The organism is Methylorubrum rhodinum, from assembly GCF_014199935.1.
Classification (GTDB): Bacteria; Pseudomonadota; Alphaproteobacteria; order Rhizobiales; family Beijerinckiaceae; genus Methylobacterium; species Methylobacterium rhodinum.
This window is the reverse complement of record NZ_JACHOP010000021.1, coordinates 51565-65884: the sequence shown is the minus strand read 5'-3', so window position 1 is coordinate 65884 and position 14320 is coordinate 51565. Positions and strand designations below refer to the sequence as shown.

Annotated in this window: 11 protein-coding genes and 1 riboswitch; of the genes, 9 read left to right on the top strand and 2 right to left on the bottom strand. The window is 70.9% G+C overall.

The window, feature by feature from the left end; translation table 11 throughout:
- The first annotated feature begins 171 nt into the window (after positions 1–171).
- The 4 genes from HNR00_RS19640 to trhA all read left to right on the top strand — a co-directional run bounded on the left by HNR00_RS19640 (position 172) and on the right by trhA (position 4990).
- Positions 172–1542 carry an NAD(P)H-dependent oxidoreductase gene (locus HNR00_RS19640; RefSeq protein WP_183572158.1) on the top strand — a complete coding sequence of 457 codons (1371 nt, stop codon included), beginning with the start codon at positions 172–174 and terminating at the stop codon, positions 1540–1542.
- A gap of 248 nt (positions 1543–1790) precedes the next feature.
- Complete coding sequence (locus HNR00_RS19635) at positions 1791–2927, top strand: COX15/CtaA family protein (protein ID WP_183572156.1); 1137 nt, start codon at positions 1791–1793, stop codon at positions 2925–2927.
- 43 nt (positions 2928–2970) lie between these two features.
- Entirely contained in the window at positions 2971–4050 is a 1080-nt protein-coding gene (locus tag HNR00_RS19630; RefSeq protein WP_183572154.1) for a glycosyltransferase family 61 protein, read from the top strand.
- 259 nt (positions 4051–4309) lie between these two features.
- Positions 4310–4990: a PAQR family membrane homeostasis protein TrhA gene (gene trhA, locus HNR00_RS19625; protein ID WP_183572152.1), complete on the top strand. Its 681-nt coding sequence runs from the start codon at positions 4310–4312 to the stop codon at positions 4988–4990.
- An 18-nt stretch (positions 4991–5008) separates the two neighbouring features.
- Here trhA and HNR00_RS19620 read toward each other — a convergent pair whose 3' ends face one another.
- Positions 5009–5260, bottom strand: a complete 252-nt coding sequence (locus HNR00_RS19620) for a hypothetical protein (protein WP_183572150.1) — start codon at positions 5258–5260, stop codon at positions 5009–5011.
- Positions 5261–5513: 253 nt separating this feature from the next.
- Positions 5514–5619, top strand: a riboswitch (TPP riboswitch).
- A gap of 70 nt (positions 5620–5689) precedes the next feature.
- Between HNR00_RS19620 and thiC the strand changes: the two genes are divergently transcribed.
- Positions 5690–7582 (top strand): phosphomethylpyrimidine synthase ThiC, encoded by a 1893-nt coding sequence (gene thiC / locus HNR00_RS19615; RefSeq protein WP_210306573.1) that lies wholly within the window; start codon positions 5690–5692, stop codon positions 7580–7582.
- Between the two features lie 202 nt (positions 7583–7784).
- Positions 7785–8132 carry a flagellar protein FlaG gene (locus tag HNR00_RS19610; RefSeq protein ID WP_183572148.1) on the top strand — a complete coding sequence of 116 codons (348 nt, stop codon included), beginning with the start codon at positions 7785–7787 and terminating at the stop codon, positions 8130–8132.
- 16 nt (positions 8133–8148) lie between these two features.
- Here HNR00_RS19610 and HNR00_RS19605 read toward each other — a convergent pair whose 3' ends face one another.
- The gene (locus tag HNR00_RS19605) at positions 8149–10443 is read right to left on the bottom strand and encodes a GumC family protein (protein WP_183572146.1); all 2295 of its coding nucleotides are present in this window, start codon (positions 10441–10443) and stop codon (positions 8149–8151) included.
- 179 nt (positions 10444–10622) lie between these two features.
- On the opposite strand from HNR00_RS19605, the gene HNR00_RS19600 reads away from it, so the two are divergent.
- The 3 genes from HNR00_RS19600 (at position 10623) to HNR00_RS19590 (ending at position 14264) form a co-directional block, all read left to right on the top strand.
- Complete coding sequence (locus HNR00_RS19600; RefSeq protein ID WP_183572144.1) at positions 10623–11201, top strand: polysaccharide biosynthesis/export family protein; 579 nt, start codon at positions 10623–10625, stop codon at positions 11199–11201.
- Between the two features lie 194 nt (positions 11202–11395).
- Positions 11396–12592: a glycosyltransferase family 4 protein gene (locus HNR00_RS19595; protein WP_183572142.1), complete on the top strand. Its 1197-nt coding sequence runs from the start codon at positions 11396–11398 to the stop codon at positions 12590–12592.
- A 133-nt stretch (positions 12593–12725) separates the two neighbouring features.
- Positions 12726–14264 carry an undecaprenyl-phosphate glucose phosphotransferase gene (locus HNR00_RS19590; RefSeq protein WP_183572140.1) on the top strand — a complete coding sequence of 513 codons (1539 nt, stop codon included), beginning with the start codon at positions 12726–12728 and terminating at the stop codon, positions 14262–14264.
- Positions 14265–14320: the final 56 nt, after the last annotated feature.

Genomic DNA, 14320 nt, shown 5'->3' with positions numbered 1-14320 from the left:
GAGCCCCTGAGCTCCCCCTCGGCCAAGGGACGGGATCGCAATCGGAATGGCCCCGTGCGTCGTCGATGGCCCGCCTTTGCCTCTCCGGCGCCGCGCCTGCAAAAGGCGGAATCAGGACTTGCGGGTCCGGAGGCCGTGCGGCCGGACCGCGCCCTGTGCCGGAGGAACACGATGTCCATGTTCGCCAAGCTCAAGCATCGCGCCTCCGAGGGAAGGCCGGTGCGCGTGGGCCTGATCGGCGCCGGCAAGTTCGGCGCGATGTTCCTGTCCCAGGCATGGCGGATCCCGGGCCTCCATCCGGTCGGCGTCTGCGACCTCTCTCCGGCCGGCGCGCGGGCCGCGATGCGCCGGGTGGGCTGGCCCGACGAGCGCTTCGGCGCAGCCTCCTTCGAGGAAGCCGCGCGGAAAGCGGCCACCTACGTCACCGACGACGCCGCGGCGCTGATCGCCAGCCCGTTCATCGACATCGTCATCGACGCGACCGGAAGCCCGGCCGCGGGGATCCGCCACGTGCTCGCCGCCTGCGCGCACGCCAAGCACGTCGTCATGGTGAACGTGGAGGCGGACGCGCTCGCCGGCCCGCTGCTGGCCCGCCGCGCCGCCGAGGCGGGGATCGTCTACTCGATGGCGTCGGGCGACCAGCCGGCGCTGATCGCCGAACTGGTCGACTGGGCCCGCACCATCGGGCTCGACGTCGTCTGCGCCGGCAAGGGCACCAAGTACCTGCCGGTCTACCACCGATCGACGCCCGACACGGTCTGGGGCCATTACGGGTTCAGCGCGGAGCAGGTTGCCGGCGGCGACTTCAACCCGCAGATGTTCAACTCCTTCCTCGACGGCACGAAGTCGGCCCTGGAGATGGCCGCGGTCGCCAATGCCTGCGATCTCGACCCGCCGGAGGACGGCCTGACCTTCCCGCCCTGCGGCGTGGACGACCTGCCGACGGTGCTGCGCCCGGTCGGCGACGGGGGCCTGCTGGCCCGGAAGGGAGCCGTGGAGGTGGTCTCGTCGCTCGAGCGCGACGGGCGCCCGGTGTTCCGCGACCTGCGCTGGGGCGTCTACGCGGTGTTTGAGGCGCCGACGCCCTACGTGCGCGACTGCTTCCGGCAATACGGGCTCAGGACCGACGCGAGCGGACGCTACGCGGCGACGTACAAGCCCTACCACCTGATCGGCCTCGAACTCGGCACCTCGGTGGCGAGCATCGCCACCCGCGGCGAGCCGACCGGCACGACGGGCGACTGGCGCGGCGACGTGATCGCTATCGCGAAGCGCGACCTGAGGGCGGGCGAGGTGCTCGACGGCGAGGGGGGCTACACGGTGTTCGGCAAGCTGGTCCCTACGGAGCGCTCGCTGGCGCTCGGCGCCCTGCCGATCGGCCTGGCGCACGGCCTGCCGCTTCGCGACGCGGTGCCGGCCGACCGGCCCATCCGCTGGTCCGACGTGGTCTTCGACGCGCGTGCGCAGGCCGTCGCGTTTCGCCGCGAGATGGAGGATGTCTTCCGGGGCGAGATGGGTCTCGCACGGGCGGCCCACCCTTGAGAGCGCCGAGGGGCCGTCGACCGAGAGTGCCACGGCGTTGCGGTCTGGGACGACCCGCACGAGATGGAAGGTAACCCTGGGCGTGGACGGCACCGGGTCGTGCGTTACGGGCCGATCGGTGGAGGCTCGGAACCCGGATCGCGATGCGACCCGATGATACGCCGCGTTGCGCCCGACCCGTCGCTTCCCGTAAGGCACCGGACACGCCCAGCCGTTTCGGCCAAGAGACAATGTTCGGCCAGGAGACCATGCGACTGTCCAAAGCCTCGACCGACCTCGATGGCGCGCCGGAGACGGCGCGCCCCGGCCAGCGCGCCGTCCGCGCGTGGCTCTATCTGCTGGCGATCCTCGTGGTCGCGATGGTCGCCATCGGCGGCGCGACGCGGATGACCGGCTCGGGCCTCTCGATCACCGAGTGGCGGCCGGTGACCGGCGTGGTCCCGCCGCTGAGCGAGGCCGATTGGGCCCAGGAATTCGGCAAGTACCGCGACACGCCGCAATTTCGCATCCTCAACCAGGGCATACCTCTGTCCGACTTCAAGACGCTCTACTGGTGGGAATGGGGCCATCGCCTGCTCGGGCGGATCGTCGGCCTCGTGTTCTTCCTCCCCTTCCTCGTCTTCTGGGCGCGCGGCTTCCTCTCGCGGCGCCTGCTGCTCGGGCTCCTCGGGCTCGGGCTGCTCGGCGGGCTGCAGGGGGCGATCGGCTGGATCATGGTCGCCTCGGGCCTCCAGCCGGGCATGACCGCGGTCGCCCCGCTCAAGCTCGCCCTGCACCTCACCACCGCGAGCCTGATCCTGGCCGGCCTCGTCTGGCTCGCCGCAGGCATGCGGCCCGGCACGCTCGATCCTGCGCCGGGCCCGGTGCGGGCGCTCGCCTGCCTGCTGCCCGCGCTCGTGCTGATGCAGATCTGGCTCGGCGGGCTGGTCGCCGGCTCCAAGGCCGGGCTCGTCCACAACACCTGGCCGGACATGGACGGCGTGTTCCTGCCCCCGTCGCAGGCGCTGTTTGCGCAGGTGCCCTGGATCGAGAACTTCGTCGACAACCTCACCCTGGTGCAGCTCAACCATCGCCTGTTCGCCTATCTGGTCGTGCTGGTGGCGCTGATCCACGCCGTCGATGCCGTGCGCCGATCGGCCGGGCCGGCCGCGGGCCGGGCCGTCGGCGTCGCCGTGCTGGCGACCGCGCAGATGGGGCTGGGCATCGTCACGCTGCTGCTGCAGGTGCCGCTATGGGCCGGGCTCGCCCATCAGGTCTTCGCCATGGCGGTCTTGGTGATGGCGACCGTCCACGCCCGCCTCAGCCTCGGCACCGGCCCTGCCGCCGCCCCGGTCGCGGCCCAGCCGACCGTGCCGATCGGCTTCGAGGCGCTGGCCGGGCGCTAGAGCATCGGCCCGAACGGTGGAAACCGGCTTTCGGACATCGCCGATGCGGCAGGGTGCACCGACCCGCATGGCGCGACGGCGCTCTCCCCTCCTGCCGTGCCGGACGCTGTGGGGCACCTGCGAGCGGCACGCGCGCCCGCCCCGCTGGCGCCGCTACGGCCGGGCCGACTTCTATCCGATCCGCGCCGACGGCCCGTGGGGGCTGTTCGCCCGCGACGGCAGCCGCCTCGGGGTCGGTCGCGATCCGGCGGCCGGCGAGGCGCTGGCCGCCCCCGAGCCGGTGGAGACCGGACCGCTGCTCTTCATCGGGCGGCTCGCGCTCCACTACGGGCATTTCGTCATCAACACCCTGCCGCATCTGTGGCCGCTCGCCGGCTGGACGGGGCGCCGGCCGAAGCTGCTGTGCCACGCGCCGCCGGGGAGCTGGAACGGGTCCCCGTTCCTCGCGGCACTTCTCGCGACGCTGGGCTACGAACTCGACGACCTCGTCACCTTCGACCGGCCGGTGCGCCTCGCCGACGTCCTGGTGCCGGACCCTGCGCTGCACGAGCAGGCGAGCGTCCACGCCGTCTTCGGCGATCTCTGCCGCAGGGTCGGCGAGGGGTTCTGGGACCCGTCCGAGGTCGATACGGTGTCCCGCCCGGCCTACCTCGCCAAGACGCGGCTCGCCGCCGGCATCACGCGGCTCGACAACGAGGACGCCATCGTCGAAGCGCTCGACCGGCAGGGCGTCGAGATCGTCCATCCCGAGACCCTCGATTTCGCCGCGCAGGTCCGCCTGCTCTCGACCCGGCGCATCGTGCTGGGCACCGTCGGCTCGGCCTTCCACACCAGCGTCTTTGCCGCGCCTGGCCGACGCCTCGTCGGCCTCAACTGGCAGCCGGCGCTCAATTCCAACTTTCCGCTCCTCGACGGGCTCAACGAGAACCAAGCGCGCTACTACCACGCCCCCGGCACCCGCTACGTCGATCCGGGCCCCTTCGAGGTGACCTGGGAAGTGCCCGACCCGCGCGGCCTCGCCCGCGCGATGCTGGAACGCGCCGAGCGGCTGGACCGGGGCGAACCGGACAGGCCGTCCCGCGGCCGCCCGTGGGGCTTGCGCGGCCCATGGTCCCGGCCCTGATCGGGACGCGGCCTCGAGCGGTTGGCTCGAAACCTGCTGCGCCCGCGGCAACGATTCACCAAACCGTCGCACTCCGTACCGATCCTGCACAGTCGCCGAACGGCAATGCAACATAAAAAGATGCTCTTCTTGCGTTGCACAAGGTTGGAACAGTCGTCCTTCGTTCACGAATCTCGTGGGACAAGTCGGAATGCGTAGTTCGCAGATGGAACGAGTCGTGACGTTGAAGACTTGAGGATCACCAACACGGGAGCAGAGGATGTTTGTCGCGAACGACGGCCGGCCCTTGGCCCTGACTTGGAACTATACGCCCAGCGAGATGCGGGCGGATGGTGCGATCCACGTCGCGGGCGTCGTCCTCGGTGTTCTCGGCGCCGTGTGCCTGGTCGTCGCCGCGGCGCTCGCCCATCTCGGTTGGATGGAGCGCGCCTCGCTTCTGATCTACGCGACCGCGATGGTGGCGATGCTGGGTGCGTCCGCCGCCTACAACATGTGGCCGATCTCGCCGCGCAAGTGGATCCTGCGCCGTCTCGACCATGCCTTCATCTACCTGATGATCGCCGGCACTTACACGCCGGTCGTGGCGCTCGTCGGCTCGGGAATCGTCGCCTGGAGCCTGCTCGCCCTGGTCTGGACCGTGGCGCTCGCCGGCATCGCCATCAAGATCCTGATGCCGGGCCGCTGGGACCGGGTCTCGATCGTGCTCTACCTCATGCTCGGCTGGAGCGGCGTGCTGGCCTACGAATCGGTGATCTCGGGGCTCAGCCCCTCCGCCTTCTGGCTGCTCGCCGCCGGCGGCCTGCTCTACTCGGTCGGCGTCGTGTTCCACGTCTGGCGCAGCCTGCCGTTCCAGAACGCGATCTGGCACGCCTTCGTCCTCGCCGCCACGGCGTGCCATTACGGCACGATCATCACCAGCGTCCTCGCCGCCGGCGCCTGAACCCGCTCACGCGCCGGTTCAGGCGCTCTCCGGCCCGCCACCCTCGCCGATCGTGTCGGAGGCGCGTTCCACCGCGCCGATCGCGTCGAGCAGGTGCTGCACGCTGCGCTCCACCTCGATCGCCGGGCGGTCCATGGCGGCGGCGCGCTCCACCAGCCCTTCGAGCTGATCGAGGACGTCGAGGAGATCGCTCGCCACGGCCGCCGCGTCGCTGGCGGCGCGGGAACGGGCGGCGGGTTGGGGCCTGCGGAAGGGAACGACCGTGCTCATCGAGAGCCTGTGTCGCGGATGGCGGGCGCGGACGCCACCCCGAAGCCCGCGCCCATCCACATTTGCCGGCCGATGCGGCGGCCTCCCTCGCGGATTGGTGAGTTTTGGATGAGGCCGTTGTTCGGGATGCGCGGCAAACCGGCAAGGTTCGACGCGCGCGCTCGGCATTTCGAAGAGCCCGGTGAAACCGAACACTCCGATCCGCCTGTTTGCCGGCACGGATTGACAAGGATGGCACGGCGGAAGAGGTTGGAATCGTTCCGAGGGGGGCCCTGACCGGGGCTGAGAGTGGGCGAGACGCCCTGACCCTTGAACCTGATCCGGCTCGTACCGGCGGAGGGACGGGAACCTGTGACCGGCGCGAGAGGCGTCGGCCTTCCGCACCATCGTCGGGACCACGGGTCGCCTCCCACGCCAGGAGCGACAGCGATGAACGCACCCGTCCGTCCCAAGGATTTTCCCAACACCAATCCCGCCAGCGTGACCACCGGCCCGATCCAGGGCTCGCGCAAGGTCTACGACGCGGTCCCCGGCCGCCCCGATATCCGCGTGCCCTACCGGGAGATCGGCCTGTCCGATCCCAAGGAGGCCCCGGTGCGGGTCTACGATCCGTCCGGCCCCTACACCGAGACGGACGCCCGCATCGATCTGGAGAAGGGCCTGCCCACCGCCCGCGAGCCCTGGATCGCCGGGCGCGGCTACGCGGCGGTCAAGCCCCGCGCGGTCAAGCCCGAGGACAACGGCTTCGCCGCCGCCGACAAGCTCGTCGCCCCCTGCCCGGCCGAGCGCACGATCCGCCGGGCCGAGCCCGGGCAGATGGTCACCCAGTACGAGTTCGCCAAAGCCGGGATCGTCACCGAGGAGATGATCTACGTCGCGCATCGCGAGAACGCCTGCCGCGCCGAGATGCTGAAGAGCGCGGAAGCCGCGCTCGCCGATGGCCAGAACTTCGGTGCGTCGATCCCGCCCTTCATCACGCCTGAGTTCGTGCGCGACGAGATCGCCCGCGGCCGGGCCATCATCCCGGCCAACATCAACCACCTCGAACTGGAGCCGATGGCGATCGGCCGAAACTTCCTCGTGAAGATCAACGCCAACATCGGCAACTCGGCCGTCACCTCGTCGGCGGCGGAAGAGGTCGAGAAGCTGGTCTGGTCGATCCGCTGGGGCGCGGACACCGTCATGGACCTCTCGACCGGCCGCAACATCCACAACATCCGCTCGTGGATCGTGCGCAATTCGCCCGTGCCGATCGGCACCGTGCCGATCTATCAGGCGCTGGAGAAGGTCGGCGGCGATCCGCTCAAGCTCGATTGGGAGGTGTTCAAGGACACGCTGATCGAGCAGGCCGAGCAGGGCATCGACTACTTCACGATCCATGCGGGCGTGCGCCTCGCCCACGTGCCGCTCACCGCGCGCCGCACCACCGGCATCGTGAGCCGCGGCGGCTCGATCATGGCGCGCTGGTGCCTCGCCGGGCACCGCGAATCGTTCCTCTACGAGCGGTTCGACGAGATCTGCGACATCATGCGGGCCTACGACGTGTCGTTCTCGCTCGGCGACGGCCTGCGCCCCGGCTCGATCGCCGATGCCAACGACGCGGCCCAGTTCGCCGAACTGGAGACGCTGGGCGAGCTCACCCAGATCGCCTGGGGCAAAGGCTGCCAGACCATGATCGAGGGCCCCGGCCACGTGCCGATGCACAAGATCAAGGTCAACATGGAGAAGCAGCTGCGCGAATGCGGCGAGGCGCCGTTCTACACGCTCGGCCCGCTGACCACCGACATCGCGCCGGGCTACGACCACATCACCTCCGGCATCGGCGCGGCGATGATCGGCTGGTTCGGCTGCGCCATGCTCTGCTACGTCACGCCGAAGGAGCATCTCGGGCTCCCCAACCGCGACGACGTGAAGACCGGCGTCATCACCTACAAGATCGCCGCGCACGCCGCCGACCTCGCCAAGGGCCACCCCGCCGCGCAGCTGCGCGACGACGCCCTCTCCCGCGCCCGGTTCGACTTCCGCTGGGAGGACCAGTTCAACCTGTCGCTCGATCCGGACACGGCGCGCAGCTACCACGACGAGACCCTGCCGAAGGACGCCCACAAGGTCGCGCATTTCTGCTCGATGTGCGGCCCGAAATTCTGCTCGATGAAGATCACGCAGGATCTGCGCGCCGACGTGCTCGCCATGGAGGAGGCCGGACTGGTGCTGGGCCAGGCCAAGCCGCTCTCCGAGGCGGAGCGCGAGGCCGGCATGGCGGCGAAGTCCCAGGAGTTCCTGGCGGAGGGCGGCAAGCTCTACGTCGACGCGGCGGAGTGAGCCCGCGGGGCGGCCGGTCCGAGGCCGGCCGCCCCACCGTCATGGCCCGGACGATTCGATCGAATTGTCGGGAAAACCCTCATTCCCTGTCGACCGCGTTTCGCATCGGCGGGGGAGAACAAGACTCTCTTCAGACTTCTCTCATAGCCCGCGCGTTGTTCTGAGGCTCAAGCTTCGTGCCTGAACCGAAAGGACATCAGCCATGGACGCGATCCGTCCGCTGCCGCCGACGCCCCCCGTCGCGCCGGCCCCCGCCGTCACCCCGATCCGGCCGGCGGCCGGTTCGTCGAACGGCTCCGATTCCCGCGTGCTCGACCCGGCGGTCTCCATCGACGTCCGCCCGGAGGCCGGCGAGGCCAAGCCGACCGAGCCGGAGCGGCGCGCCTATATCCGCGACCGGGACAGCGAATCGCTCGTATTCCGCGTCACCGACCCGAAGACCGGCGACGTGGTGATGCAGATCCCCAACGAGGTCATCCTGCGGGCCCGCGCTTATGCCCGCGAGACCACCGCGGCCTTCAGCGGCGAGCGCCTCGTCAAGACGGCCTGATCTTTCCGAGCATCGCTCACGCCGAGAGCCGCAGCGGCGTCTCCTCCAGCGCCGTGTCCGCCTGCCGGTGCGGGGCGCCGTCCCGATCCTGGGCGACGAGCACCTGGGCGGCGCCGGTCTCGCGGGCCAGCCGGTAGAGAGTGACGAGGGCGGGATCGTCCGGGGCCTCGTTGGAGGCGATGACGATCGAGTCGGCGCAGGGGCCGCAGGCTTCGAGGAGTTCGTGGCCCTCCGCGCCCGTGGCATCGAGGCGGCACAGCACCCAATCGTAGCTCTGCGCCATGGCGTTCAGCGCGATCGCGAGCGCCTGCGGCTCCTCCAGCAGCACCGCGCGCTCGGTGAGGCCGCGCCGCACCGTGTGGAGGCGCGAGCCGCGCACCGGCTGGATCACGTCGAGGAAGGCGGCCTCGCCCGCCACGAGATCGGTCAGGCCGGGGCCGGCAAGGCCGCCCGCGGCGCCGTTGACGTCGACGAGGAGGGTACGGGCGCGCGGGCTGAGCGCACGGGCGAGATCGGCGGTGAGGCCCGGCCGGTCCCGGTCGAGCTCGGTCTCGACCACGAGGATGCAGGTGCCCTCCCCGGCCTTGGCCGTGGCGAGCCGCTCGATCAGACGGTCGAGCTCGATCGAGCCGGCCGGCCGCGCCCCGGCGAGCGGGGCGACCGGGCCGACGCCCGGAGCGCCGCCGAAGAACGGATGTTGGACGGTGGCGGTCGCCCGCAGGGAATTGGCGAAGGCGAGGGCCGGGGCGAAGCGCTCCGCGGCGGAGGCCGGCATCGGCGCGGCCTCGGGATGGTGGCGGCGCGGCCCCTGCGGCTCGGGGAAGTGGTCGGGCGGCAGCCGATCGTCGGACGCCTCCGCCTCGAACCGGGCGGGCCGGGGCGCGGGCGGGTTCTTGAGCAGGTGGCGGCCGATGACGGCAGCGGAGGAGAGGAGGAAGGCCAGCAGCGTCGCGAAGGCGACGATCGGTACCTTCTTGGGGAAGGAGGGCAGTTCCGGTGTCACCGCGCGGGAGACGACACGGGCATCGGCCGGGGTCGCGCTCTCGGCATCGCGCGCGGCGGCCTCGCGGTAGCGCGACAGGTAGGATTCGAGCTGCTCGCGCTGCGACTTCGCCTCTCGCTCCAGCGCGCGGAGCTGCACCTCGCTGGTGTTGCCCTTGGCGACCACGTCCTGCTGGCCGTCGACCGCCGCCTGCAGGCTCTCGACCCGGGCGCCGGCGATCTTGGCGTCGTTCTCCAGCGTGCGCACGACGCGCTCGGCGGCGGCCTTGATCTGGGACTCCAGGTCCTGGACCTGGGCGGTCAGTTCCTTGATGCGGGGATGCGCCGGCAGCAGCGTGCGCGATTCCAGCGCGAGTTGCGCCCGCAGCGTCATGCGGCTCTCGACGGTGCGCCGGATCAGCTCGTTGTTGGCCACATCCGGGATCTCGAAGGCGCGCCCGTCCTTGATCATGTCCTTGAGGAGCTTCGCGCGCGCCGTCAGGTCCGCCTTGATGGTGCGGGCCTGTGTGAGCTGGCTCGACAGCTCGGAAAGCTGCTGCGACGAGAGCGGCTGGCTCATGGTCGAGCCGGTGCCGATCAGGCCGTTCTTCGAGCGGAACGCCTCGACCTTGGCCTCGGCTTCCGCCACCCGCGCCCGCAGGGCGTCGATGTTGTTGCCGAGCCAAGTCGAGGCGTAGCGCGCCGTGTCGACCGAGGCCGCGGCCAGCGAGGCGAGGTAGAGGTCGGCGACCGCGTTGGCGCCGCGGGCGGCGAGTTCGGGGTCGCGCGACTTGAACTCGATGGCGAGGATGCGCGACTTGCCGACCGGATAGACCAGCAGGCGCTCCAGGTAGCTGTCGAGCACCCGATCCTCGGGCGAGCGCTCCAGCGGCGAGGGGGCGAGCCCGAGCACCATCAGGACGTTCTGGATCGGGGAGGCGCCCGCGGCTTGCGGATCGAATTCGGGATTGCCGACGAGCTTCAGGCTGCGGATCGCCTGCCGGGCGAGGTCGCGCGACATCGCCACCTGCACCTGGCTCGCCACCGCCTGCTCGTCGATGGGCTGGACCTGCTCTCCGCGCTCGGCCGCGGTGCGGGCAAACGCCGGGTCGCGGCTCTCCAGAAGCACCTTGGCCTCGCCGGTGTAGCGCGGCGCGACGACCTGGACGAAAACGCCCGCGCCGAGGGCGACCGCGAGCGTCGGCACCGCGATCCAGGCCCAGGAGCGGCCGAGGACGGAGAACATCTGCGTCACCGACACGCCGTCCCCGCTCGCGCGGGACGACTCGGCGAAGGCGGCGGGTTCGGTCGGCGGCCTGAGGCGAGGCATGGGCAGTCTTCACGCAGAGCAGGACCGGGATCGAGGCAATCGACCCCTCTCGCCTCAATAGAACCTGTTAAGGTTTCCCGCAGGTTAAGGCGTTCCGCTCATCCGCCGTCTTCGATCGGCACGTCAGGGTTCATTAACCATGGCGGTTTAGACCAAGTCCGAGATTCACCATAACGGCGATGACGATGCATCGGCGCGCATTCCTCTTCGGCCTTCCGACCGTGCTGGCGCTCGGCGGCTGCCTACGTCCGGAGTTCCGGACGAGCGACCTCGACGCCACCGGCACCGGCTCGATCGGCAGCCGCTACACGCTCGCGGCGGGCGACAAGCTGCGGGTCATCGTGTTCGGCCAGGACAACCTGTCCAACATCTACGCCGTCGACGGCGCCGGGCGGATCGCCATGCCGCTGATCGGCGTCGTGCAGGTCGGCGGCCAGAGCACGGCCCAGGCCGCACGGACGATCGAGGCTAAGCTCTCGTCGGGCTACGTGCGTGAGCCGCACGTGACCGTCGAGGTCGACGCCTACCGGCCGTTCTACATCCTCGGCGAGGTCACGACCTCGGGCCAGTACCCCTACGTCAACGGCATGACGGTGGAATCCGCCGTCGCCATCGCGGCGGGCTTCGGGCCGCGCGCTGCCCGCGACTACGCCGTTCTGACCCGCGACGGGCCGGGCGGGCTCATCAACGGTATCGTGCCGATGTCCTATCCCGTGCGCCCCGGCGACACGATCGTGATCAAGGAACGGTTCTTCTGATCTCGGGCTCCCGGGCGAACCCGCATCGTTCACCGAAGCCTAACCCAATCGCACAAAACACGCCGGCAACCGCGTCGAACCGCGCGTGCGTCGGCATTGCGCCGGTTCCCTTAACCCGCCGCTGACCCCTCGCGCGCAATCGTCCTGGGCCTCGGGCACCCGTTCCGGATGCCCTCCCGCGGAGATTGCCCACCGTGGTCGCCACGCTCGCCCCCGGCCTCGCGCCGCCCCGCCCGCTTCCCGAGGCGCAAACCGTCGATCTCCCCGACCCCTGCCGGAGCGGCGAGAGCCTGCGCATCCTGCACGTGTTCCGGGCACCCGTGGGCGGCCTGTTCCGGCACGTCGTCGACCTCACCCGCATCCAGGCGGCGGCCGGGCACCGGGTCGGCATCGTCTGCGATTCCAACACCGGGGGCGAACGCGCCGAGAAGGCGCTCGCCGAGCTCGCGCCGCATCTGGCGCTGGGGGTGAAGCGCCTGCCGATGCGGCGCAACCCGCACCCGTCCGATGTCGCGGCGCTGATGGGCGTGCGCGAACGCGTGCGGGAGACCGGCGCTACGGTGCTGCACGGCCACGGCGCCAAGGGGGGCGTCTATGCCCGGCTGTGCCCGGTATCGGGCCCGATCCGCGCCTACACCCCTCACGGCGGCAGCTACAACTACCGTCCCGGCACGGCGCTCCACCGGCTCTACATGGGCATCGAGCGCGGGCTCGCCCGCACGACGGACGTGTTCCTGTTCGAGAGCGAGTTCGTGGCCGCGCGCCACCGCACCTATGCGGGTGGGCGCGAGCGGCTCGCGCGCATCGTCCATAACGGCATCGCCGAGTCGGAATTCGAGCCGGTCGGCACCGTCGCGGCCGCGTTCGACCTCGTCTATGTCGGCGAGCTGCGTGAGGCCAAGGGCCTGCCGATCCTGCTGCGGGCGCTCTCGCGCCTGCGCAAGGAGGGCCGGCCCCTGAGCCTGCTGATGGTCGGCTCGGGGCCCGACACCGAGAGCCTGACGGCGCTCGCCGGCGAACTCGGCGTGCGCGACGCCATCGCCTTCGAGCCGCCGCAGCCGATCCGGCCGGTGCTCGGCCGCGGCCGGGTGATGGTGGTGCCCTCGCTCGCCGAATCCCTGCCCTACGTCGTGCTGGAGGCGGCCGCCGCCTGCCAGCCCCTGGTCGCCACCAATGTCGGCGGCATCCCCGAGATCTTCGGTGCCTTCTCCGGCTGCCTCGTGCCGCCCCGCGACGTGGATGCGCTCGGCGGGGCCATCGCCCGCATCCTCGACGAGCCGGCGGAGACCCGCGACGGCCGGGCGAAGGCGCTGAGCGACTCCGTCCGCACCCGCTTCTCCATGAGCCGCATGGGGGCCGACGTGCTGTGCGGCTACGCCGCCGCCCTCTAGGCCCGCGCGATCGCCCGCGCCCGGCCCGTTCCCCGCGCTGCCGGCGCCTGACCCACCACGGGGACCAAGGCCCCCGATCGAGAAACCGCCGCGGGGCCGCCGGCCCTCCCCAAACGTCCACGGGAAGCCCGCCATGAGTGCCATCGACGTCCGTGACCTGCTGAAGGCGGCCGGGCAAGCCGGCGCCGCGACACCGGTGCCACCGCCGCTCGCCCTGAACGATCTCCCGGAGGAGCAGGCGGCCGCCTCGGCTCCGGCGAGCCCCTGGCTCTCGCCGGTGGTGCTGGCGGGCTGCGTGCGGCTCGCCGAGTTCGGCGGCCTCGTGCTGATCGGCTTCGCCCTGTACGCCACGCTGCTCCTGGGCAAGGTGCCGCTCGCCCCGCGCTACCCCGCGGCGATCCTGGCGGTGGCGGTCGCCGCGGTCGGCCTGTTCCAGGCCGCGGGCTGCTACCGGATCGGCGCCTTCCGCGCGCTGCCCAAGACCGCGCTCAAGCTCGTCACCGGCTGGTCGCTCGCCTTCCTGATGGTCGCCGCCGCCATGGTGCTCGCCAAGGTCGCCGACCATTATTCCCGGATCTGGCTGCTCGGCTACTTCGCCACCGGCCTCGCGGCGCTGATGCTGAGCCGCGCAGGCCTCGCCGCCTTCGTGCGGGTGCAGATGGCCCAGGGGCGGTTCGACCGCCGCACCGCCATCGTCGGCGGCGGCGCGGTCGCCGAGGCGCTGATCCACGCCCTCCACACGGCGGGCCCGGACAGCGGCATCCGCATCGTCGGCGTGTTCGACGACCGCACCGACGAGCGCGCCAGCGACACGGTGGCCGGCTATCCCAAGCTCGGCACCGTCAGCGACCTCGTGGCCTTCGCCCGCCGTACCCGGATCGACCTCGTGGTCTTCACCCTGCCGATCTCGGCGGAGGCGCGCATCCTGCAGATGCTGGCCAAGCTCTCGGTGCTGCCGGTCGACATCCGCCTCTCGGCCCACGCGACCAAGCTCAGGCTTCGCCCGCGCGCCTATTCCTATCTCGGCGACGTGCCGCTGCTCGACGTGTTCGACAAACCGCTGGCCGATTGGGACGTGATCACCAAGGGCCTGTTCGACCGCTGCGTCGGCCTCGGCCTGCTGCTGGCGCTCTCGCCGGTCATGCTCGGCGTGGCGCTCGCGGTGAAGCTCACCTCGCCGGGCCCGGTGCTGTTCCGGCAGAAGCGCTACGGCTTCAACAACGAGCTGATCGAGGTGTTCAAGTTCCGCTCGATGTATGTCGACCAGTGCGACGCGGGCGCCTCGCGGCTCGTCACCAAGACCGATGCCCGCGTGACGCCGGTCGGACGCTTCATCCGCAAGACCTCGCTCGACGAGCTGCCCCAGCTCCTCAACGTGATCCGCGGCGACCTCTCCCTCGTCGGCCCCCGGCCCCACGCCCTCCAGGCCAAGGCCGCCAACACCCTCTACGATCAGGTCGTGGACGGCTACTTCGCCCGCCACAAGGTCAAGCCCGGCATCACCGGCTGGGCCCAGATCAACGGCTGGCGCGGCGAGACCGACACCAGCGAGAAGATCCAGCGCCGTGTCGAGCACGACCTGCACTATATCGAGAACTGGTCGATCCTGCTGGACCTGAAGATCCTGATCACGACGCCGCTGGCGCTGTTCAAGACAGACAGCGCGTACTGACCGATCCATCGAACAAAGAAAGGCCCGGGACCTCGCGGTCCCGGGCCTTTCTCATG

Bases quoted from the DNA above. Each gene is read 5' to 3' on its own strand.
- HNR00_RS19605 (WP_183572146.1), bottom strand. From the start codon at position 10,443: ATGCCTCGCCTCAGGCCGCCGACCGAACCCGCCGCCTTCGCCGAGTCG.
- HNR00_RS19640 (WP_183572158.1), top strand. From the start codon at position 172: ATGTCCATGTTCGCCAAGCTCAAGCATCGCGCCTCCGAGGGAAGGCCG.
- HNR00_RS19600 (WP_183572144.1), top strand. From the start codon at position 10,623: ATGACGATGCATCGGCGCGCATTCCTCTTCGGCCTTCCGACCGTGCTG.
- thiC (WP_210306573.1), top strand. From the start codon at position 5,690: ATGAACGCACCCGTCCGTCCCAAGGATTTTCCCAACACCAATCCCGCC.
- HNR00_RS19635 (WP_183572156.1), top strand. From the start codon at position 1,791: ATGCGACTGTCCAAAGCCTCGACCGACCTCGATGGCGCGCCGGAGACG.
- trhA (WP_183572152.1), top strand. From the start codon at position 4,310: ATGTTTGTCGCGAACGACGGCCGGCCCTTGGCCCTGACTTGGAACTAT.
- HNR00_RS19610 (WP_183572148.1), top strand. From the start codon at position 7,785: ATGGACGCGATCCGTCCGCTGCCGCCGACGCCCCCCGTCGCGCCGGCC.
- HNR00_RS19620 (WP_183572150.1), bottom strand. From the start codon at position 5,260: ATGAGCACGGTCGTTCCCTTCCGCAGGCCCCAACCCGCCGCCCGTTCC.
- HNR00_RS19630 (WP_183572154.1), top strand. From the start codon at position 2,971: ATGCGGCAGGGTGCACCGACCCGCATGGCGCGACGGCGCTCTCCCCTC.
- HNR00_RS19590 (WP_183572140.1), top strand. From the start codon at position 12,726: ATGAGTGCCATCGACGTCCGTGACCTGCTGAAGGCGGCCGGGCAAGCC.